The sequence below is a fragment of the Citrobacter amalonaticus genome (assembly GCF_037053465.1).
Lineage (GTDB): Bacteria > Pseudomonadota > Gammaproteobacteria > Enterobacterales > Enterobacteriaceae > Citrobacter_A > Citrobacter_A amalonaticus_H.
Window position 1 is genome coordinate 338768 of sequence record NZ_JBALIF010000001.1, and the last position, 22754, is coordinate 361521.

18 protein-coding genes are annotated in these 22754 nt (G+C 51.8%); 16 read left to right on the forward strand and 2 right to left on the reverse strand.

All coding sequences use genetic code 11. The annotated features are described in order from the left end of the window. The first annotated feature begins 5 nt into the window (after positions 1-5). Both speA and speB read left to right on the forward strand, forming a co-directional pair. On the forward strand, positions 6-1982 hold the full coding sequence (gene speA, locus WB371_RS01610) for a biosynthetic arginine decarboxylase (protein ID WP_336218378.1): 1977 nt from the start codon (positions 6-8) through the stop codon (positions 1980-1982). Between the two features lie 143 nt (positions 1983-2125). Beyond that, positions 2126-3046, forward strand: coding sequence for an agmatinase (gene speB, locus WB371_RS01615; protein ID WP_003027056.1), 921 nt, complete (start codon positions 2126-2128; stop codon positions 3044-3046). Between the two features lie 139 nt (positions 3047-3185). On the opposite strand, the gene WB371_RS01620 is transcribed toward speB, so the two are convergent. Continuing rightward, complete coding sequence (locus tag WB371_RS01620; RefSeq protein ID WP_336218379.1) at positions 3186-3944, reverse strand: M48 family metallopeptidase; 759 nt, start codon at positions 3942-3944, stop codon at positions 3186-3188. A 278-nt stretch (positions 3945-4222) separates the two neighbouring features. Between WB371_RS01620 and tkt the strand changes: the two genes are divergently transcribed. From tkt to WB371_RS01680, 12 genes are all read left to right on the forward strand, one after another. Continuing rightward, positions 4223-6214, forward strand: coding sequence for a transketolase (gene tkt, locus WB371_RS01625; protein ID WP_336218380.1), 1992 nt, complete (start codon positions 4223-4225; stop codon positions 6212-6214). 314 nt (positions 6215-6528) lie between these two features. Then, a complete protein-coding gene (gene cmtB / locus WB371_RS01630) occupies positions 6529-6972 on the forward strand; it encodes a PTS mannitol transporter subunit IIA (protein ID WP_336218381.1) in 444 nt (147 codons plus the stop codon). 27 nt (positions 6973-6999) lie between these two features. Continuing rightward, positions 7000-8379 (forward strand): PTS mannitol transporter subunit IICB, encoded by a 1380-nt coding sequence (locus WB371_RS01635; protein WP_336218382.1) that lies wholly within the window; start codon positions 7000-7002, stop codon positions 8377-8379. Between the two features lie 16 nt (positions 8380-8395). After that, positions 8396-9673 (forward strand): zinc-binding dehydrogenase, encoded by a 1278-nt coding sequence (locus WB371_RS01640; protein ID WP_336218383.1) that lies wholly within the window; start codon positions 8396-8398, stop codon positions 9671-9673. Continuing rightward, entirely contained in the window at positions 9670-10641 is a 972-nt protein-coding gene (gene glpX, locus WB371_RS01645) for a class II fructose-bisphosphatase (protein ID WP_336218384.1), read from the forward strand. Before WB371_RS01640 ends, glpX begins: the two co-directional genes overlap by 4 nt. Before the next feature lie 15 nt (positions 10642-10656). After that, positions 10657-11166 (forward strand): MltR family transcriptional regulator, encoded by a 510-nt coding sequence (locus tag WB371_RS01650; RefSeq protein WP_336218385.1) that lies wholly within the window; start codon positions 10657-10659, stop codon positions 11164-11166. Continuing rightward, on the forward strand, positions 11163-11873 hold the full coding sequence (locus tag WB371_RS01655; RefSeq protein WP_336218386.1) for a nucleoside/nucleotide kinase family protein: 711 nt from the start codon (positions 11163-11165) through the stop codon (positions 11871-11873). The genes WB371_RS01650 and WB371_RS01655 overlap by 4 nt, the downstream gene beginning before the upstream one ends. Before the next feature lie 287 nt (positions 11874-12160). After that, positions 12161-13189 (forward strand): erythrose-4-phosphate dehydrogenase, encoded by a 1029-nt coding sequence (gene epd, locus WB371_RS01660; RefSeq protein WP_336218387.1) that lies wholly within the window; start codon positions 12161-12163, stop codon positions 13187-13189. 42 nt (positions 13190-13231) lie between these two features. Continuing rightward, positions 13232-14395: a phosphoglycerate kinase gene (pgk, locus tag WB371_RS01665; protein WP_336218388.1), complete on the forward strand. Its 1164-nt coding sequence runs from the start codon at positions 13232-13234 to the stop codon at positions 14393-14395. Positions 14396-14485: 90 nt separating this feature from the next. Next, entirely contained in the window at positions 14486-15565 is a 1080-nt protein-coding gene (fbaA, locus tag WB371_RS01670; protein ID WP_336218389.1) for a class II fructose-bisphosphate aldolase, read from the forward strand. Positions 15566-16001: 436 nt separating this feature from the next. After that, positions 16002-17333: a hypothetical protein gene (locus WB371_RS01675; RefSeq protein ID WP_336218390.1), complete on the forward strand. Its 1332-nt coding sequence runs from the start codon at positions 16002-16004 to the stop codon at positions 17331-17333. 12 nt (positions 17334-17345) lie between these two features. Then, on the forward strand, positions 17346-18569 hold the full coding sequence (locus tag WB371_RS01680) for an amidohydrolase family protein (protein WP_336218391.1): 1224 nt from the start codon (positions 17346-17348) through the stop codon (positions 18567-18569). A 45-nt stretch (positions 18570-18614) separates the two neighbouring features. Here WB371_RS01680 and WB371_RS01685 read toward each other — a convergent pair whose 3' ends face one another. Beyond that, positions 18615-19520: a carbamate kinase gene (locus tag WB371_RS01685; protein ID WP_336218392.1), complete on the reverse strand. Its 906-nt coding sequence runs from the start codon at positions 19518-19520 to the stop codon at positions 18615-18617. A gap of 325 nt (positions 19521-19845) precedes the next feature. On the opposite strand from WB371_RS01685, the gene WB371_RS01690 reads away from it, so the two are divergent. Next, positions 19846-21069: an MFS transporter gene (locus WB371_RS01690; RefSeq protein ID WP_336218393.1), complete on the forward strand. Its 1224-nt coding sequence runs from the start codon at positions 19846-19848 to the stop codon at positions 21067-21069. Between the two features lie 12 nt (positions 21070-21081). Then, positions 21082-22743, forward strand: coding sequence for an acyl-CoA synthetase FdrA (locus WB371_RS01695; RefSeq protein WP_336218394.1), 1662 nt, complete (start codon positions 21082-21084; stop codon positions 22741-22743). Positions 22744-22754: the final 11 nt, after the last annotated feature.

A 22754-nucleotide genomic window follows, 5' to 3' on the forward strand; every position in this document is an offset into this window, starting at 1 on the left:
TCGCTATGTCTGACGACATGTCTTTGGGTTCGCCTTCGTCAGCAGGCGAACAGGGTGTACTACGCTCCATGCAGGAGGTTGCAATGAGCTCCCAGGAAGCCAGCAAGATGCTGCGTACTTACAATATTGCCTGGTGGGGCAATAACTACTATGACGTCAACGAACTGGGCCACATCAGCGTGTGCCCGGATCCTGACGTACCCCAAGCGCGCGTCGATCTCGCCAAACTGGTGAAAGCACGCGAAGCGCAGGGGCAACGCTTGCCCGCGCTGTTCTGCTTCCCGCAGATCCTGCAACACCGCCTGCGTTCCATTAACGCCGCATTTAAACGTGCGCGTGAGTCGTATGGCTATAACGGTGACTATTTCCTGGTTTATCCCATCAAGGTGAACCAGCATCGTCGCGTGATCGAATCCTTAATCCATTCTGGCGAACCGCTGGGACTGGAAGCCGGTTCCAAGGCGGAGCTGATGGCGGTGCTGGCGCATGCCGGTATGACCCGCTCTGTGATTGTGTGTAACGGCTATAAAGATCGCGAATATATCCGTCTGGCATTGATTGGCGAGAAGATGGGCCACAAGGTCTATCTGGTGATCGAGAAGATGTCGGAAATCGCTATTGTGCTGGACGAAGCTGAACGTCTGAACGTCATTCCGCGTCTGGGCGTGCGTGCGCGTCTGGCGTCGCAAGGCTCCGGTAAATGGCAGTCTTCCGGCGGCGAGAAATCCAAATTCGGTCTGGCGGCAACGCAGGTTCTGCAACTGGTGGAAACGCTGCGCGACGCCGGGCGTCTGGACAGTCTGCAACTGCTGCATTTCCACCTCGGTTCGCAAATGGCGAACATTCGCGACATCGCCACCGGCGTACGTGAATCCGCCCGTTTCTATGTTGAGCTGCATAAGCTGGGCGTGAACATCCAGTGCTTTGACGTGGGCGGCGGTCTGGGCGTGGACTACGAAGGAACCCGCTCGCAGTCGGACTGCTCGGTGAACTACGGTCTGAATGAATACGCCAACAACATCATCTGGGCGATTGGCGATGCCTGTGAAGAGAACGGTCTCCCGCATCCGACGGTGATCACCGAGTCTGGTCGTGCCGTAACCGCACACCATACGGTGCTGGTGTCTAACATCATCGGCGTCGAGCGTAATGAGTACACCGTGCCTGTCGCTCCTGCTGACGACGCGCCGCGTGCCCTGCAAAGCATGTGGGAAACCTGGCAGGAGATGCACGAACCGGGTACCCGTCGTTCGCTGCGCGAGTGGTTACACGACAGCCAGATGGATCTGCACGACATTCATATCGGTTACTCATCCGGTACGTTCAGTCTGCAGGAACGCGCGTGGGCGGAACAGCTTTACCTGAGCATGTGCCACGAAGTGCAGAAACAACTGGATCCGCAAAACCGTGCGCACCGCCCGATCATTGATGAATTGCAGGAGCGTATGGCGGACAAAATGTACGTCAATTTCTCGCTGTTCCAGTCGATGCCGGATGCGTGGGGGATCGATCAGTTGTTCCCGGTTCTGCCGCTGGAAGGGCTGGATCAGGTGCCTGAGCGTCGTGCGGTCTTACTGGACATTACCTGTGATTCTGACGGCGCTATCGATCACTACATTGATGGCGACGGTATCGCGACCACCATGCCGATGCCGGAATACGACCCTGAAAACCCGCCGATGCTCGGTTTCTTCATGGTTGGCGCGTATCAGGAGATCCTCGGCAACATGCATAACCTGTTCGGTGACACCGAAGCGGTTGACGTGTTTGTCTTCCCGGACGGCAGCGTGGAAATTGAGCTGTCTGACGAAGGGGATACCGTGGCGGATATGCTGCAATACGTGCAGTTGGATCCGAATACCTTGCTGACGCACTTCCGCGATCAGGTAAAACAGACCGGGCTTGACGATGCGCTGCAACAGCAGTTCCTCGAAGAGTTTGAAGCAGGCCTGTACGGATATACCTATCTCGAAGACGAGTAATAGCTGATGCCTGGGCGACTTGAACCTGGGCAATTAAGCAGCGATAATTTAGCTAATTAGTGTGTTTACGAATCAAACCCTTTCTCGTCGGGCCTAACGACGCGGGAGGGTTTTTTTATATCGACGAATATGAGGTTTTTGCCATGAGCACCTTAGGTCATCAATACGATAACTCCCTGGTATCTAACGCATTTGGTTTTTTGCGTCTGCCGATGAACTTCATGCCTTACGACAGCGACGCTGACTGGGTGATCACCGGCGTGCCGTTTGATATGGCAACGTCTGGCCGTGCGGGCGGTCGTCATGGTCCGGCGGCGATCCGTCAGGTTTCCACTAACCTGGCCTGGGAGCACAACCGCTTCCCGTGGAACTTCGATATGCGCGAGCGCCTGAACGTGGTGGACTGCGGCGATCTGGTATACGCCTTTGGCGACGCGCGTGAGATGAGTGAAAAATTACAGGCGCATGCTGAGAAACTGCTTTCTGCCGGTAAGCGCATGCTCTCCTTTGGCGGCGACCACTTCGTCACCCTCCCGCTGCTGCGTGCGCACGCGAAACACTTTGGCAAAATGGCGCTGGTTCACTTTGACGCTCATACCGATACTTATGCGAATGGCTGCGAATTTGATCATGGCACCATGTTCTATACTGCGCCAAACGAAGGTCTGATCGACCCGAATCACTCTGTACAGATTGGTATTCGCACGGAGTTCGATAAAGACAATGGCTTCACTGTGCTGGATGCATGCCAGGTAAACGATCGCAGTGTTGATGACATCATCGCGCAGGTGAAGCAGATAGTCGGTGATATGCCTGTGTACCTGACCTTTGATATCGACTGCCTGGATCCGGCGTTTGCACCAGGCACTGGTACGCCGGTGATTGGTGGTCTGACTTCCGATCGCGCGATCAAGCTGGTACGTGGTCTGAAAGATCTGAACATCGTCGGGATGGATGTGGTCGAAGTGGCTCCGGCTTACGATCAGTCTGAGATTACCGCGCTGGCGGCGGCAACGCTGGCACTGGAGATGCTCTATATCCAGGCGGCGAAGAAAGGCGAGTAACGGGCTAAGTGCCGGATGGCGATGCTAACGCATCTTATCCGGCCTACCATTTCGCCAATAACGCCCGATCACCGGACTAAATTTGTTGCTCTGTAGGCCGGATAAGGCGTTCACGCCGTCATCCGGCACTGTTCAATGGTTACTTGATCCCGTCTGCGCTCATGCGATCGCGAATATGCTGCGCGCGTTCGGCGGAAGCCGGGTGATCGTCAAACATGGAGCTTTGGCGACCTTTTTCCAGTTTGGCCAGTTTTTCGAAGCTGGTGGCAAGACCTGCCGGACTGATACCGCGTTTGCGCAACAGATCGTACGAGTAATCATCAGCTTCCGATTCCTGACGCTGGGAGAATTGGGAGTTCACCAGCTTCTCACCCAGATCGCCGAGCTGAGACTGTGACAGGCTGCCGACAATCCCGCCTGCCGATGCGGCGGCGGCGCGAACGGCGTTCGTTCCCAGCGCTACCTGCATGCCTTTCTTCACGTGGCCGAGTGCGACGTGGCCCATCTCATGACCAATCACTGCTTCAACTTCGTTATCTGTCATCATGTCCATCAGGCCGCTATAGACGCGGATGCAGCCGTTCGCCATCGCGAAGGCATTGACGTCTTTTGCCATATAGACCTTGTAGTTTACCGCCTGTCCGTTGATGTTATCGCCAAGCGCCGTGGCGATTTTACTCAGGCGTTTCGCATACTCACTGCTGGCGGGTGCGATGGTCGCTTTACCATCCATTTCCGTGCAGGCCTGGTTGCTTAACGCGACGACCTGAGCATCGCTCAGGCTGTAGGCCTGAAAAGCTTCAGCGCCTGAAGAGAGTAGTCCATTGGAGTTCATATTCTGGCAACCGGTCAGCACCGTCGCCATACCCATAGCAAGCAGTAACGCGCGAATCTTCATGTTTTTTCTTCCACACGAAATGAGGATTGTTCTAAAAGTGCGCCTTATGCAGATTAATCAGCGCCCGGGCTAAGTATAAAGAAAAGAACAACAAGCGGGCGAGCAGATTGCGCAACATGCGAGCATGATCCAGAGATTTCTGAAGCGGCAAAAGGATGCTCCATGTACATGACACGCGGCTTGGGTTACATTGTTGGCACTTTTTTCCGGCGTAGCCCAAAACGCGCTGTCGTCAAGTCGTTACGGGCATGGCCTTCATCATCCGATCTGGAGTCAAAATGTCCTCACGTAAAGAGCTTGCCAATGCTATTCGTGCGCTGAGCATGGACGCAGTACAGAAAGCCAAATCCGGTCACCCGGGCGCCCCTATGGGCATGGCTGACATTGCCGAAGTCCTGTGGCGTGATTTCCTGAACCACAACCCGACTAACCCGTCCTGGGCCGATCGCGATCGCTTTGTGCTGTCCAACGGCCACGGCTCCATGCTGATTTATAGCCTGCTGCACCTCACCGGCTACGATCTGCCGATGTCTGAACTGCAGAACTTCCGTCAGTTGCACTCCAAAACGCCGGGTCACCCGGAAGTGGGTTACACCGCAGGTGTAGAAACCACGACCGGCCCGCTGGGTCAGGGTATTGCTAACGCCGTCGGTATGGCTATCGCTGAAAAAACGCTGGCCGCGCAGTTCAACCGTCCAGGTCATGACATCGTAAACCACTACACCTACGCGTTCATGGGTGATGGTTGCATGATGGAAGGTATTTCTCACGAGGTATGTTCTCTCGCCGGTACGCTGAAGCTGGGCAAACTGGTTGCATTCTACGATGACAACGGTATCTCAATCGATGGTCACGTTGAAGGCTGGTTCACTGATGATACCGCTAAACGTTTCGAAGCCTACGGCTGGCACGTGGTGCGTGGTGTGGATGGTCACGATGCTGACGCGATCAAACGTGCAGTAGAAGAAGCGCGTGCCGTCACTGACAAGCCGTCCCTGCTGATGTGCAAAACCATCATCGGCTTCGGTTCCCCGAACAAAGCGGGTACTCATGACTCCCACGGTGCGCCGCTGGGCGATGCAGAGATCGCTCTGACCCGAGAAAAACTGGGCTGGAAATACGCGCCGTTTGAAATCCCGTCTGAAATCTATGCTCAGTGGGATGCGAAAGAAGCAGGCCAGGCGAAAGAGTCTGCCTGGAATGAGAAATTCGCTGCTTACGCGAAAGCGTTCCCGCAGGAAGCCGCAGAATTCACCCGTCGTATGAAAGGTGAAATGCCGGCTGATTTCGACGCGAAAGCGAAAGAGTTTATCGCTAAGCTGCAGGCTAATCCGGCAAAAATCGCCAGCCGTAAAGCGTCTCAGAACGCTATCGAAGCTTTCGGCCCGCTGTTGCCTGAGTTCCTCGGCGGTTCTGCAGACCTCGCGCCGTCTAACCTGACCCTGTGGTCGGGTTCGAAAGCCATCAACGAAGATACTGCCGGTAACTACATCCATTACGGCGTACGTGAATTCGGTATGACCGCGATCGCTAACGGTATTTCTCTGCACGGTGGTTTCCTGCCATACACCTCAACCTTCCTGATGTTCGTGGAATATGCCCGTAACGCGGTGCGTATGGCTGCGCTGATGAAACAGCGTCAGGTGATGGTTTATACCCACGACTCCATTGGTCTGGGCGAAGACGGTCCGACTCACCAGCCAGTAGAACAGGTGGCTTCACTGCGTGTGACACCAAATATGAGCACATGGCGTCCGTGTGACCAGGTTGAATCCGCCGTGGCGTGGAAATACGGTGTTGAGCGTCAGGACGGTCCTACCGCGCTGATCCTCTCCCGTCAGAATCTGGCGCAGCAGGAACGTACTGAAGAGCAACTGGCAAACATCGCGCGCGGTGGCTATGTCCTGAAAGATTGTGCAGGCCAGCCTGAACTGATCTTCATCGCGACCGGTTCTGAAGTTGAACTGGCGGTGGCTGCATGGGAAAAACTGACTGCCGAAGGCGTGAAAGCGCGCGTGGTCTCCATGCCGTCTACTGACGCGTTCGACAAGCAGGATGCCGCTTACCGTGAATCCGTACTGCCGAAAGCGGTGACCGCTCGCGTCGCTGTGGAAGCCGGTATCGCGGATTACTGGTTCAAATACGTGGGTCTGAACGGCGCGATCGTCGGCATGACCACCTTCGGTGAATCTGCTCCGGCAGAACTGCTGTTCGAAGAGTTCGGCTTCACCGTCGACAACGTTGTGGCGAAAGCGAAAGCACTGCTGTAATTCCCATTACGGTACAAAACGGGTCGCTTTAGCGGCCCGTTTTCATCTCGGGATTAATTATTTTCGTCAGAACAAGGTGTTTTTGTCGATGTCCATCACAAAATGAATAATTAACTATTTTCTATATTTGCAATAACCATCACAAATATACTGTTGCTTTTTATACAATCATTATTAATTGATTGTTTTTAAACGCTTTGCAAAATCCTGGATTTTGAATGCCCGCTTTTTCCCCTCAATTGCTTTAATTTCACCGCACGAGTATTTTGTTTCTGACGATACGTTGTACCCTAAAATTAAAATAAGGATCGTATATGCGGTTAATTGATTATTTTCCGGCGTCATCTATTTCAATAAAACCGGCAGCAAAGAACTGGCAGGAGGCAATTGATTTTTCAATGGCGTCGCTGCTTTCTCATCACTATATCACTGCGAATTATATTCAGGCCATTAAAGATTCCACTGTCAATAATGGCCCTTATTATATTCTGGCTCCCGGTGTGGCAATGCCACATGCACGCCCGGAATATGGCGCGCTAAAAACGGGAATGTCATTAACGCTACTCAAACAAGAAGTCCATTTTGTTGAAGTCGATGAACCCGTAAAATTATTAATCGGTTTATCGGCAGCAAATGCCGATTCACATATCGGCGCTATCCAGGCATTAAGCGAACTATTATGTGAAGAGGAAAACCTGGCGGCATTATTAGCCGCTAACTCAGAAAAACAGCTTGCGGATATTATTGCCAGCGCATAATTATTTTCTCCTCTACAGGATATTTTTATGGAACACAAGTCTGCTCGTGCAAAGGTCCAGGCTTTTGGGGGCTTTTTGACTGCAATGGTCATCCCTAATATCGGCGCTTTTATTGCCTGGGGTTTTATTACTGCGTTATTTATTCCGACAGGATGGATGCCCAATGAGCATTTCGCCAAAATTGTTGGCCCCATGATTACCTACTTATTGCCTGTAATGATTGGTTCAACCGGTGGACATCTGGTGGGCGGCAAGCGTGGTGCGGTAATGGGTGGAATCGGAACGATTGGGGTCATTGTTGGCGCGGATATCCCGATGTTCCTCGGTTCAATGATCATGGGACCGCTTGGCGGGTGGGTGATTAAACACATTGATCGACTCCTGGACAAGCGCATCCCGGCTGGTTTCGAGATGGTTGTAAATAACTTCTCGCTGGGCATTGCCGGGATGATTCTGTGTCTGCTGGGATTTGAAGTGATTGGCCCGGCGGTGCTGATTGCCAACAATTTTGTGAAAGAGTGTATTGAGTCGTTAGTGCATGCGGGTTATCTGCCGCTGCTGTCACTGATTAATGAACCGGCGAAAATCCTCTTTCTGAATAACGCGATCGATCAGGGGGTCTACTATCCACTGGGAATGCAGCAGGCGTCTGAGACAGGAAAGTCCATCTTCTTTATGGTGGCCTCGAATCCGGGTCCGGGTCTGGGGTTATTGCTGGCGTTTACCTTCTTTGGTACGGGAATGGCGAAGCGCTCTGCGCCAGGGGCGATGATTATCCATTTCCTGGGCGGGATCCATGAGCTGTATTTCCCGTATGTGCTGATGAAGCCGCTGACCCTGATTGGCATGATTGCCGGCGGTATGAGCGGAACGTGGGTGTTTAACCTGCTTGGCGGCGGACTGGTTGCCGGTCCTAGCCCGGGGTCGATTTTCGCTTATCTGGCATTAACGCCCAAAGGCTCTTTCATGGCGACCATTGCAGGCGTAGCGGCGGGCACGCTGGTGACGTTTGTTATTACCTCTTTCATCCTGAAGATGGAAAAAAAGGGCGAAGCGGAAACCGAAGATACCTTTGGTGATTCGGCTAAAACGGTCAAAGCCATGAAGCAGGAAGGTAAGTTTTCCTATCGTGATGTGAAACGTATTGCCTTCGTTTGTGATGCAGGAATGGGATCGAGTGCGATGGGGGCCACCACCTTCCGGAAGCGTCTCGAAAAGGCGGGTCTGTCAGTCGATGTTAAGCATTACGCAATCGAAAATGTACCGGACGATGCCGATATTATTGTGACCCACGCGAGTCTTGAAGGCCGTGTTAAGCGCATTAGTGAGCAACCTTTGGTTCTCATTAAGAACTATATCGGGGATCCGCTGCTGGACGATTTATTTAATCATTTGACGTCGAATTAGGTTTTCTGGAGTAAATATGAAAACGAAAGTGGCTGCAATATATGGCAAGCGGGATGTGCGTATCCGCGAATTTGAATTGCCTGAGATAACAGATAATGAGCTTTTAGTCAGCGTCATATCCGACAGCGTGTGTTTATCCACCTGGAAAGCGGCAACATTGGGCAGTGAACACAAACGCGTACCGGACGATCTGGAAAATCATCCGGTAATCACCGGGCATGAATGCGCTGGCATTATTGTCGAGGTGGGAAAAAATCTCACCGGTAAATATAAAAAAGGTCAGCGTTTTGTATTACAACCGGCGATGGGATTGCCAAGCGGTTATTCCGCAGGTTACAGCTACGAATATTTTGGCGGTAACGCCACATATATGATTATTCCGGAGATAGCCATTAATCTGGGCTGTGTTTTACCCTATCACGGTGCTTATTTTGCTGCCGCCTCTCTGGCGGAACCGATGTGCTGCATTATTGGCGCCTATAAAGCGAATTATCATACGACCCCTTATGTCTATGAGCACCGGATGGGGATTAAACCCGGCGGTAATATTGCGCTTTTAGCCTGTGCGGGGCCGATGGGGATTGGCGCTATCGACTATGCCATTAACGGCGGGATTCAGCCCTCGCGTGTGGTGGTGGTGGATATTGATGACGCTCGTCTGGCGCAGGCTAAAAAGCTGCTGCCGGTTGAAGTAGCGGCACGTAAAGGGATCGAGCTTATCTATGTGAATACCTCGGGTATGGCGGCTCCCGCGACTCAGCTTCGCCAGTTCACCGGTGATGCCGGGTTTGATGACGTTTTTGTCTATGCCGCGGTGCCTGCTGTCGTTGAACTGGCTGACGACCTTCTTGCGGAGGACGGCTGCCTGAACTTCTTCGCCGGCCCCACGGACAGCCGATTTAAAGTGCCGTTTAATTTTTACAATGTGCACTACAACAGTACGCATATCGTCGGGACATCCGGCGGTTCAACGCAGGACATGGAAGAGGCCATTGCCCTGAGTGCGACCGGCCAGTTGCAGCCTTCGTTTATGGTGACCCATATCGGCGGTCTTGATGCAGTACCGGATACGGTTCTTAATCTGCCGGATATTCCGGGAGGCAAAAAGCTGATCTATAACGGCGTCACTATGCCATTGACTGCGATTGCCGATTTTGCTGAAAAGGGCAAAACCGATCCGTTATTCAGGGAACTGGCTCGTCTGGTTGAAGAGACGCACGGCATCTGGAACGAAAAGGCGGAGCGATATCTGCTGGCGCAATTCGGTGTTGATATCGGGGAGGCGGCGGCATGATCTCTCTGACATGGCCGCTATTTCGCGTTACGGAACAGGCAGCGCTGGCTGCCTGGCCGCAAACCGGTTGCGGTGACAAAAATCGTATAGACGGCCTGGCGGTTACGGCGATGCGAACAGCGCTGAATGAGATACCGATTCGCGGGCGCATCGTGATTGGTGAAGGTGAAATCGATCACGCGCCAATGTTGTGGATCGGCGAGGAGGTAGGAACGGGGCTCGGGCCGGAAGTTGATATCGCCGTTGATCCCATCGAAGGCACGCGAATGGTTGCAATGGGGCAAAGTAATGCGCTGGCGGTTATGGCTTTTGCTCCGCGAGGAAGCCTTCTTCACGCTCCTGATATGTATATGAAAAAGCTGGTAGTTAACCCGCAGGCGAAAGGGGCGATAAATCTGGCGCTACCGCTGAGTGAGAATTTGCGTAATGTGGCGCAGGCGCTGGGGAAGCCGCTTGAGCGACTGCGAATGGTGACGTTGGATAAACCGCGCCATCACCCGGCTATCCACGAGGCGATGCAACTGGGGGTGAAAGTGTTTGCGTTGCCTGACGGCGACGTGGCCGCCAGCGTGCTGGCCTGTTTGCAGGACAACCCCTATGACCTGATGTATACCATTGGCGGTGCGCCGGAAGGGGTGATCTCTGCCTGTGCGGTCAAAGCCCTTGGCGGCGATATGCAGGCAGAATTGATCGATTTTTGTGACGCGAAAGGGGATAGCGAAGCGCACCGGATCATCGCCTCCCAGGAGCGTCGACGCTGTGCTGAAATGGGGGTTGAGGTTAACCGTGTTTATACGCTTGACGAACTGGTTGCGGGTAACGACATCCTCTTTAGCGCGACAGGGGTCACTGGCGGCGATCTTGTTAATGGCATCCAGCAGGTTGCGAACGGTGTGCGCACGCAAACTTTACTTATCGGCGGCGCGGATCGAACGTGTAATATAATAGACTCTCTGCATTCATGGTGATTGATCGGAAGACGAATGACGACGCTGACAGAAGACGATGTGCTTGAGCAACTGGATGCTCAGGATAACCTACTTTCGTTTATGACCACGGCACATCACATTTTGCTACAGGGCATTAAGCGTTTTCTGCCGTCGCTGTTTGTCGATAACGATGACGAGATCGTGGAATATGCAGTGAAACCGTTACTCGCCCAGAGTGGGCCGCTTGATGATATCGACGTTGCGCTTCGTCTGATTTATGCGTTGGGAAAGATGGATAAATGGCTCTACGCCGACATTACCCAATTTTCGCATTTTTATCAGTACCTGAACGAGCAGAATGAGATCCCCGGTTTTGCCGATGACATCACCTGGGATTTTATCAGCAACATCAACAGCATCACCCGGAATTCGACCTTATATAGCGCGCTGGAGTCGATGAAATTTGCCGACTTCGCCGCGTGGTCTGAGGTGCGTTTTACCAGGATGGTTAAGACGGCAATGACGCTGGCGGTGACGGCCATTTTGAAGGAATTAGCACCGTGAAAATCGGATTAATGGTTAATGGGTTAGCGGTTGATGCGTGTTACCGGGATGATGAGATCGAGAACGTTCATAAACCGTTTTTACAGCAACTGGCAAAAATACATATTGCAAAGGCGCAACCCCGTACTCTGGTTTTTCTCAGCGCCCCGCCCGGTACGGGGAAATCGACGCTGACCACCTTCTGGGAATTTCTCTCGCGTCAGGATCCCGCGCTACCAGAGATTCAGACATTACCAATGGATGGTTTTCATCACTATAACGCCTGGCTGGATAACCATGGCCTGCGAGCCCGCAAAGGCGCACCGGAAACCTTTGATGTCGATAAGCTGGCGCAAAACCTGCGACAGGTGAGAGAAGGGGAAAGCCATTGGCCACAATATGACCGGCAAAAACACGATCCTGTGGAGGACGCCATCACGGTGAAGGCACCGATTGTGATCGTCGAAGGAAACTGGCTTCTTCTGGATGACGAAAGATGGAAGGCGCTGGCGAAGTTTTGCGACTATTCCGTGTTCATCCGGGCGCCAGCCGATGCACTGCGAGACCGACTGGTTAATCGCAAACTGGCGGGGGGACTTTCTCAGGCTGATGCCGATGCGTTTTATGCTCGCACGGACGGACCGAACGTTGAGCGTGTACTGCGCCAAAGCCGACCTGCCGACCTGCTGCTGGAGATGAGCGCCTCCGGCGAATACCGCCTTGCATGATGATAAATTATTCCAGTTATGGCGTGATGATTATTACGCCATACTGGAATAATTAGCGCCGTGAGGTGGCGGTAAAATGTGACGCAGGTCATATAGCTGGCTTAATCGTCTGGACAATCATTCCTTTTATTCCCCGTTTCGCTTATTCTAGCTGAAGCGTTTCAGTCGATTAAATGTTCGACAAATAATCAATCAGTCGCTGTTTGCGACAGGTAAGGTTTCCCTCAGCGATGCGCTGGATTACTCTGTCAGCCACATCTGAATCGGGATAGCCTTGCAGGAGATCTATGACCGTACGCGTAGCGATTAATGGCTTTGGTCGCATCGGACGTAATGTGGTTCGCGCTTTATATGAATCCGGACGTCGGGCGGAAATCACCGTGGTGGCAATCAATGAACTGGCGGATGCCGCAGGCATGGCGCATTTATTGAAGTATGACACCAGCCATGGACGTTTTGCATGGGATGTTCGCCAGGAGCGCGAACAGCTTATTGTCGGCGACGACGCGATTCGCATTTTGCATGAGCCCACGCTTAGCGCGCTGCCCTGGCGAGAGCTTGGCGTCGATATCGTGCTGGATTGTACGGGCGTTTACGGTAATCGCGAACACGGCGAGGCGCATATCGCCGCTGGCGCAAAGAAAGTGCTCTTTTCACATCCTGGCAGCAACGATCTCGATGCCACTGTCGTGTTTGGCGTCAATCAGGATCAACTGCGTGCGGACCATCGCATAGTCTCTAATGCCTCCTGTACCACGAATTGTATTATCCCCGTGATCAAATTATTGGATGATGCTTATGGCATTGAGTCCGGTACAGTGACGACAATTCACTCTGCGATGCACGATCAGCAGGTGATTGATGCGTATCATCCCGATCTGCGACGCACGCGTGCGGCGAGCCAGTCGATCATTCCGGTCGATACAAAACTGGCGGCGGGTATCACCCGTATCTTCCCGCAGTTCAACGATCGCTTTGAGGCGATTGCGGTGCGTGTGCCGACGATCAACGTCACGGCAATTGACTTAAGTGTTACGGTGAAGAAACCGGTTAAAGCTAATGAAGTCAACCAGTTGCTGCAAAAAGCGGCACAAGGTGCATTTCATGATATAGTTGACTATACGGAATTACCGTTGGTCTCAGTAGATTTTAATCACGACCCACACAGCGCCATTGTTGATGGCACTCAAACGCGGGTCAGTGGTGCGCACCTGATTAAAACTCTGGTCTGGTGCGATAATGAATGGGGCTTCGCGAACAGAATGCTCGACACCACGTTAGCGATGGCTGCAAAAGGTTTCAACCAGGATGCTTAACGCGTCTGAAAACTTTATCAAGAATCAACGAGAGGATTCACCATGTCTGTAATCAAGATGACCGATCTGGATCTTGCGGGAAAACGTGTTTTTATCCGTGCGGATCTGAACGTACCCGTTAAAGAAGGGAAAGTGACCAGCGATGCGCGTATCCGCGCTTCTCTGCCGACCATCGAGCTGGCCCTGAAACAGGGTGCTAAAGTGATGGTCACTTCTCACCTGGGTCGTCCTACCGAAGGCGAGTACAACGAAGAATTCTCTCTGCTGCCGGTGGTTAACTACCTGAAAGACAAACTGTCCAGCCCGGTTCGCCTGGTAAAAGATTACCTTGACGGCGTTGACGTGGCGGCGGGTGAACTGGTGGTTCTGGAAAACGTTCGCTTCAATAAAGGCGAAAAGAAAGACGACGAAGTGCTGTCTAAAAAATACGCTGCGCTGTGCGACGTGTTCGTCATGGATGCTTTCGGTACTGCCCACCGTGCGCAGGCTTCCACTCACGGTATCGGCAAATTTGCTGATGTAGCGTGTGCTGGCCCGCTGCTGGCAGCCGAACTGGACGCGCTGGGTAAAGCGCTGAAAGAACCGGCTCGCCCGATGGTCGCTATCGTGGGTGGCTCTAAAGTCTCTACCAAACTGACCGTTCTGGATTCCCTGTCTAAAATCGCTGACCAGCTGATCGTCGGCGGCGGCATCGCGAACACCTTCGTCGCTGCTCAGGGCCACAACGTGGGTAAATCCCTGTACGAAGCTGACCTGGTTGACGAAGCAAAACGTCTGCTGACCACTTGCGATATCCCGGTTCCGACTGACGTTCGCGTGGCGACTGAGTTCTCCGAAACCGCGGCGGCGACGCTGAAATCGGTAAACGATGTGAAAGAAGACGAGCAGATCCTGGATATCGGCGATGCTTCTGCTCAGCAGCTGGCTGAAATCCTGAAGAATGCGAAAACCATTCTGTGGAACGGCCCGGTTGGTGTGTTTGAATTCCCGAACTTCCGTAAAGGGACTGAAATCGTGGCTAACGCGATTGCCGACAGCAAAGCATTCTCTATCGCAGGCGGCGGCGACACACTGGCGGCAATCGACCTGTTCGGTATTGCTGACAAAATCTCCTACATCTCCACTGGCGGCGGCGCATTCCTCGAATTCGTGGAAGGTAAAGTTCTGCCTGCTGTAGCGATGCTCGAAGAGCGCGCTAAGAAGTAAGACACTTATGGGCAGGGAAACCTGCCCACTTTTCAGCGCGCTTTAGTGGCACGCACCCCTTTCCAAGGCCGAAGATACAGGACTCGTAACATGTCTAAAATTTTTGATTTCGTAAAACCTGGCGTGATCACCGGTGATGACGTACAGAAAGTTTTCCAGGTAGCAAAAGAAAACAACTTCGCTCTGCCAGCAGTTAACTGCGTGGGTACCGACTCCATCAACGCCGTTCTGGAAACTGCTGCAAAAGTTAAAGCACCGGTCATCGTCCAGTTCTCCAACGGTGGCGCTGCGTTCATCGCCGGTAAAGGTGTGAAAACTGACGTTCCTCAGGGTGCTGCTATTATGGGTGCAATCTCTGGTGCGCATCACGTACACCAGATGGCTGAGCATTACGGTGTTCCGGTTATCCTGCACACTGACCACTGCGCGAAGAAACTGCTGCCGTGGATCGACGGTCTGCTGGACGCAGGTGAAAAACACTTCGCGGCAACCGGTAAGCCACTGTTCTCTTCTCACATGATCGATCTGTCTGAAGAGTCCCTGGAAGAGAACATCGAAATCTGCTCCAAATACCTGGCGCGTATGTCCAAAATGGGCATGACCCTGGAAATCGAACTGGGCTGCACCGGCGGCGAAGAAGACGGCGTGGACAACAGCCACATGGACGCTTCTGCACTGTACACCCAGCCGGAAGACGTTGATTACGCTTACACTGAACTGAGCAAAATCAGCCCGCGTTTCACCATCGCTGCTTCCTTCGGTAACGTACACGGCGTTTATAAGCCGGGTAACGTGGTTCTGACTCCGACCATTCTGCGCGATTCTCAGGATTATGTTTCTAAGAAACACAACCTGCCGCACAACAGCCTGAACTTTGTGTTCCACGGTGGTTCCGGTTCTACTGCTAAGGAAATCAAAGATTCCGTAAGCTACGGCGTAATCAAAATGAACATCGATACCGATACCCAATGGGCAACCTGGGAAGGTGTTCTGAAGTATTACAAAGATAACGAAGCGTATCTGCAGGGTCAGCTGGGCAACCCGAAAGGCGAAGATCAGCCGAACAAGAAATACTACGATCCGCGCGTATGGCTGCGTGCTGGCCAGACTTCCATGATCGCACGTCTGGAACAGGCTTTCAAAGAACTGAACGCGGTTGACGTTCTGTAATTTCTTTTAGCCATTGAAGCCCTGGTCATTAGACCGGGGCTTTTTTTATTCTTTTTACCTTCGCTTCCCCTCATAAGCGCTGCAACAATTTCATGAGTGACAGGGCATGTGCATCCCAATAAGGTCATTCATAATAATACAATACAATTCCACATTATTATTATTCTCTTGAGTTCGTGAGAACGTAAAGACTATTGAATTATTATTAGGGCTTTTCAGTTATCACCGTTCGCTTGTTAATGTTTTTATTTAATCTCTGGATGATTGTGTGAATTTTTTATGTAATTCCCGTTTGTGATAATCATCAATATCCATGCGTCTTTAATACAGGAGTATGCTGCTGAACGAAAATTAGAATTTTTAGTGTTCAACAGGATAAAAAGCTTTAGCGAGCTCTTCTTATATTTAGCGTTTTTATTGTTTGAACGGAGATTATATGAGTAAAAAAACGGTTGGCATTTTTATTGCCATAGCCTTGTGTTTTCTTTTATCCAGTATTGCACAAGGTCAGCCCGGCACTGGGTTTTACAAAATTGTAACAGTTATTCCTCTGTTTCTTATTCTGGGATTGTTGTTTTTACAAGTTGATATGTTGATTGCCGCGCTGGCGGGTGGCGTGGCGGCAATGATATTAGGACAAATTGGTATTGCTGGCACCAGTAAAATGATGCTCGATACCGTGCCTAAGATGTTAGCTATTACCGTTCCTATCTTAAATTCAGCAGTTGCGACGGCGGTATTTAAAGCTGGGGGATATACAGCGGCATTAACCCTGGTTCGACGTAAAATAGGTGGGCGAATCGAGTTCATTGGTGCGTTCATAGTGATATTGCAGGCCGCTGCGACATATATGTCCGGTATTGGTGGTGGTAGTGCCATGGTGGTTGCTCCTTTGGCATTTGCGGCTGTTGGCGTTATTCCTCAGGTTATCGCGGGGATGTCTATTGCAACGGCAGCGTCGTTTACTACCTCGCCGGCTTCGCTGGAATCGAGTATCGTCTCTGGCTTATCCCACACACCAGTGGGTGAGTATGTCGCAGTGATGCGCCCCTATTGGCTGGTATTTTGCGCGATTGGTATCATCATTGCCTTTATCGGTACTCGTCGTCGTAAGACACTGTTTACCACTGAAGAGACTGATGAAATGAGGGGCATGAGTAATGCTCAATTATGGCGTCTGACTATTCCAGCCATTTTCTTACTGTTTGCAGTTATTGCCGGACCAATGGTGAATGAGCTTATTGGCACGCCACTGTTTGGCCCTTTGCTTTATACCATCGTGACCATTGCGCTGATTTACTTTTGCAGCCATCTCGACCTGAATCAATCTGTCGCCGCTATGGTTGATGGCTCACAATATATTCTCACTCGTTTATTCTCTGTCGGCTTGTTCCTCACATTTATTAATATTATCGGCGAAACCGGAGCATTTACTACGATTGCAGGCGTTGTACAGAGTGCCCCCTCAGGCATTGTTGTTCCCGTCGCAGTCCTTGCGGGTTTTTTAATTGGTGTTCCGGCGGGCGCCTATGTGGGTTCTATTTTAACTCTCGTTCTTCCTGTAACCGTGGCGTTAGGTTTTACCCCAATTCAGATTGGGATGGTTGCCATTGGGGTTGGGTTTGGTAGCCAGTTAAGTCTGGTTAATATAACTATGCAAGCGCTCTCCTATGGATTCCAGGTCCCCATTATTAATGTTTCACGCGGTAATTTACCTTACGTCGGTGGTTGTACTCTTTTACTTCTGCTTCTCTCATCTTTTGTCTAGAAGGAACGCGTCATGGACTTAATCTTTCGTCAGGTCAATATTAAAGATAATTCACCATGGGTTGATGTTGCGATTAAAAATGGCAAGATCGTTGAAATTGCACCGTCTATTACTGTTCCCACAAAACAGGAGGTGCAAGGTAATGGAAAGGTCCTGCTTCCCGGATTTGTAGAGAGCCATTTACATCTTGAAAAGGCTTATATTATGAACCGCAAAGCTAATCGCACCGGGACGTTGAAAGAAGCGATTGCCGTCACCGCGGCGCTGAAACCGACATTTACGCGTGAGGATATTCTTGAACGTTCTACTCAGGTGCTACGTGCGTTAGTTCAGGCAGGCAGCACGCATGTCCGGGCGCATGCTGAATTCGACCCCTCGCAGGGATTTACCGGTTTTGACGTGGTACTGGAACTTCGGGATAAGTTTAAAGATATTATCGATATTCAGGTTGTCGCTTTCCCACAGGAAGGTATTTTAAAACTTGATGGCATGAAGAATATGATGGCCGAGGCCATGAGGAAAGGCGCTGATGTTGTCGGGGGGATCCCGTATAACGATATACCAGCAACTGAGCATATTGACTACGTTTTTAAGCTGGCGAAAGAATTCGATAAAGATCTCGATTTTCACCAGGATTTTGCCGACAACGCGGATAATATGACAATTGAATATTTGGCTCGCAAAACAATCCAGGAAGGGTATCAGGGACGAGTGAGTGTCGGACATTTAACGAGTCTGGCGGCACTCCCTCCCATAAAACGCGATGAGATTATTGCCTTGATCCGAAGCGCAGGAATCAGTGTGATGTGCCTGCCTGCCACCGATCTCCATATGGGGGCTCGCAATGATGCATACAATGTACGTCGTGCGGTGACTCCGCTCAGGGCATTGCGTGATGGAGGGGTTAACGTGTGCCTGGCGACGAATAATATCCGCAATGCGTTTACACCGTATGGATCGGGGGATCTGCTGGATATCGCTCAACTGGCGCTACCTGCCTGCCATTTGGGCGGCGCTGACGATCAGGCTACCGTCATCCCTATGTTAACAACGAACCCGGCCAGGGCGTTGGGGTTAAAGAATTATGGCCTTGAAGTGGGTAAAGATGCTGATTTAGTTCTGTTGGATACCAGGAAAGTGGCTGATGTTATTCTCGATCGGCCTACGCGATTAATGGTGCTTAAGAGAGGAAATGTGGTTGCGACAGCGACATGCCATAAATCCGTTTTCTTCTAATTGATTCTTCCGCTAAAGCCACCTGCAATGCAGGTGGCTTCTTTGCTAGCAATTCACTAACGTCCCTTTTTCGCCAGCCAGAATTTGTGGCGCATCCTTGAGCGCGCCGATAAAGGCGCAATTCCCCGTCTGTTTCACAAACTGGATGACCGCCGCAGCCTTTGGTCCCATCGCGCCATCCGGCGCGGCAAAGGGTGCCAGTTCATCTGTCGTGACGTGTCGTAATGCACGTGCCTGTGGCGTTCCCCAGTGTTCATAAACGGCGTCGGCATCGGTCAGGATCAGTAAGTGATCGGCATTGATAGCGTTTGCCAGTACCGCTGCGGTGAGGTCTTTATCGATCACCGCTTCGACCCCCTGGTATCCTTCTTTGTGTGGGACCACCGGCACGCCACCGCCGCCACAGCAGATCACGGTATGCCCCGCTTCCATTAACGTCTGGATTGCCTCGCTGTCGAGGATAGCTTGTGGTACAGGAGAGGGGACCACCCGACGAATGTATTGCCCATCCGCCTTCATTGTCCAGCCATAACGCTTTTCCAGCTCAGCCTGTTGCTCTGGCTGGTACACGGGGCCAATGTACTTGCCCGGTGCGGTAAAAGCCGCATCCTGTGGATCAACCACGACGCGCGTCATCAGTGTTGTGACTGGCGTGCTGCCTGCGTTTTTCGTCAGCGCCTGGGCGATAGCGACGCCGATCATTCCCTGGCTTTCAGCAACCAGAATGTCCAGCGGCCAGGCGGGAGCGTCCGTGTACGCTGCATTCTGCAACGCCAGCAATCCCACCTGAGGCCCGTTACCGTGAACAATCACCAACTGATAATCACGGGCAAGCGATGCCACCATCTGCGCAAAAATCTGAATACTTCGCTGTTGATTTTCCGCGCTCAGTATTTCTCCCCGCTGTAATAACGCATTACCACCCAGCGCAATGACCAGTTTCTTTTTCATTTTGACCTCAATGTGAAAAATATATCGAGGTCAAAATAGCGTTACCGATTTTTTATAATGTGACTTATTCGACAACTCATTTACCAGAAAAAATAACTCATGAATTGCGATTGTTTTTTATAAATTATTTAAAAAATGATTATTAGACTTTTTTTAATGATGAAGAGGTTAATCCTCAGGAATTTATAACAATAGATTTTGTGTGATGTTGCTCAAACGAAATGATTTACCGGTCCGATAGGGTGAGGGTAGTTAAAACATCAAGCCTCATCAATCGTCAGATGCACTGAGGTGGTAAACGGTAAATATTACCGGGAGATTACTTATGTCTGAATCATATGAAGTGACCGGGGTCACCAGGAAAAAAGGAATTCCAGCCTGGTGGGTGACAGTTTTCCTGTTCTGGCTGGGATGGATTTTTATGTATGCCGACCGGACAATATTGAACCCGGTGATGGGGGAGCTGGAAAAAGAGTTTGGTTTAACGGGCACACAATTAGGTATTCTTAATTCCGTATTTTATTTCTCTTATGCATTATTACAAGTTCCCGCCGGTATTTTAGGCGACAAGATTGGGAAGAAAAAAGTCCTTGTGCCCGGATTTATTCTTTTTGGTGTTTTTACTGCGGTTACTGGTTGGGCGAAGACCTGGTATACGTTGCTGTTTGCTCGCGTAGTGACAGGTGCCGGGGAAGGGACCTATTACGGCCCGCAATACGGTCTGTCATCCGAACAAATCCCTAAGAAATACCGCTCGCTGGGCAGCGCAATTATCAACAGCGGCATGGCCTTTGGTATTGCGCTAGGACTCATGTCATCAAGCTGGCTGGTCTACGATCAGGGACATTCATGGCGTATGCCGTTTTATGCTATGGCCGTTCCGTCTGTGTTGATTGGCGTGGCGATTTGGCTGTTTGTCAAAGAGAAGAAACGCACCGCGGATAGCGAAGGCCAGCCGGTGAAAAAAGGGAACTTCAGCGATCTGCTGAAAAACCGAAATCTCATCCTGACTTATATTATGGTGTTCTGTAGCCTGTTTGGTTTCTTCGTTATTCTGACCTGGCTTCCCTATTATCTGCAAAATGAGCGCGGAATTGCCGGTAGTGAAACCGGGTTTATTTCTTCGCTGGTTGCGTGGATCTCTATTCCCGGCGCACTGTTATTCTCCAGCCTGTCTGACAAATTGGGTAAGCGCAAGCCGTTAATTATGTTCCTCGTCCCGGTGGCGATCCTCAGTATGCTGTCCATTATCTGGATGCCGAATATGACAGGCGTCATTGTCGCCCTGTGTGTTTACGGTCTGGTCGGCAAACTGGCACTGGACCCGGTATTGGTTGCGCTGGTTGCCGACAGCGTTGATGAAAACAATTACAGCACCGCGTTTGGTTTATTTAATTTTATCGGCATGAGCTCTTCCATTCTTGCTCCCATTATTGCCGGTGCGGCGCGTGACATCACTGGTAGCCTTGCATCCAGTTTTTATGTTTCCGCCATTTTGTTGGGGATTGGCCTGGTAGCCATGCTGTTTTTGAAAGAACAACGTACATAAGAGGTAGCGGTAATGATTTACGCCTTTATTAAAAAGGGAAGTTTTCAGGACTCCGTCAGCCTGATGATTATTTCCCGCAAATTAAGTGAGCGACCGGAAGTCGATCAGGTTTCCGTCATGATGGGAACGCCTGCGAATAAAGCCATGCTCGATTCTACCGGCTTCTGGCATGACGATTTTGCCAACGCCACGCCGAACGATATCTGTGTGGCGGTGCGAACCCGTCACGAACAGCCTGGCATCCTTGACGTTATCCGTGAGCAACTGGAAAAAGAGTTGAGCGCTATTGCCAGTGCGTCTGGCAGTTCACAACAACTGCAAAAGGCGCGCCGCTGGGAGAGCGCGTGCCAGAAACTGCCGCAGGCCAATCTGCTGTTGGTATCGGTGGCCGGAGAATATGCGGCTTCTGTTGCGCAAGAGGGGCTGCTTGCCGGGAAGAACGTGATGATGTTCTCCGATAACGTGCCGCTGGAGCAGGAAGTCGAACTAAAAACGCTGGCGCGTGAGAAGGGACTGATCGTCATGGGACCCGACTGCGGTACGGCGATGATTGCCGGTAGCCCACTGGCTTTTGCCAACGTATTGCCGAAAGGGGGAATTGGCGTGATTGGGGCGTCAGGTACTGGTATTCAGGAAGTGACGTCACAAATTGCGCTACACCAGCAGGGGATCAGCCATGCCATTGGTCTGGGCGGTCGTGATCTGAGCGCAGACGTTGGCGGCATCAGCGCATTAACGGCACTGGAAATGCTTGCGGCAGATGAAGCGACACGCGTGATCGCGTTTGTGTCCAAACCCCCTGCGCCGCAGGTCAGAACCCGCATCATCAACGCGATGCAGAAGGTCGGCAAACCGGTGGTCGCACTGTTTCTGGGGAACAAACCTGAACAACGGCGTGACGGAAATGTCTGGCTGGCAAATTCGCTCTCTGATGCCGCGCAACTGGCGGTTCTTCTGATGCGCGTGGCACAGCAGCGCAATGTACAACCAGAAGTGGCAGGAAAAGGCATTTACGGCCTGTATGCCGGCGGCACGCTTGCCGCAGAGGCGGCGATGTTGCTCTCTGCCGGGCTGGGCGTTCCGGTGAGTGAAAGCCACGCCGCAGGCGTCATGCTCGACGCGCAAGGCCATCGCATTGTTGATCTTGGTGACGACAGCTACACGTTAGGGCGACCACACCCGATGATCGACCCGACCACCCGCAGTATTGAAATCGAAAAACTGGCCGCGATGCCGGAAGTGGGAGTCCTGCTGCTGGATGTGGTGCTGGGCTATGGCGCCTGTACTGATCCGGCGGGTGCCGTTGTTGAGGCGATTAAAAAGGTTCGCGCCCAGCGGAGCGCGCCACTGGTGACTATCGCCACCATGACGGGCACCGATGCTGATCCGCAGGGGCGCAGCGAACAAATTGACATCCTGCGTGCAGAGGGTATCGCCGTCGTGGAGACTCTCGAAGAGGCTGTACTGCTTGCCATCAGCCTGACGCGCCATCAGGACGCCATGTCTTCAGTTGAGCATAACCCTTTACTGGATGGTGTACAGGTGATCAATGCCGGGCTGCGTAGCTTCGCGCTGGATCTGCAAAGCAGCGGTACGCCGGTTGTGCACTATCAATGGGCGCCGATTGCCGGTGGCAATGCGCGTCTCGCCAGTTTACTTAAGCAGTTACATTAATTCAGAGGTAC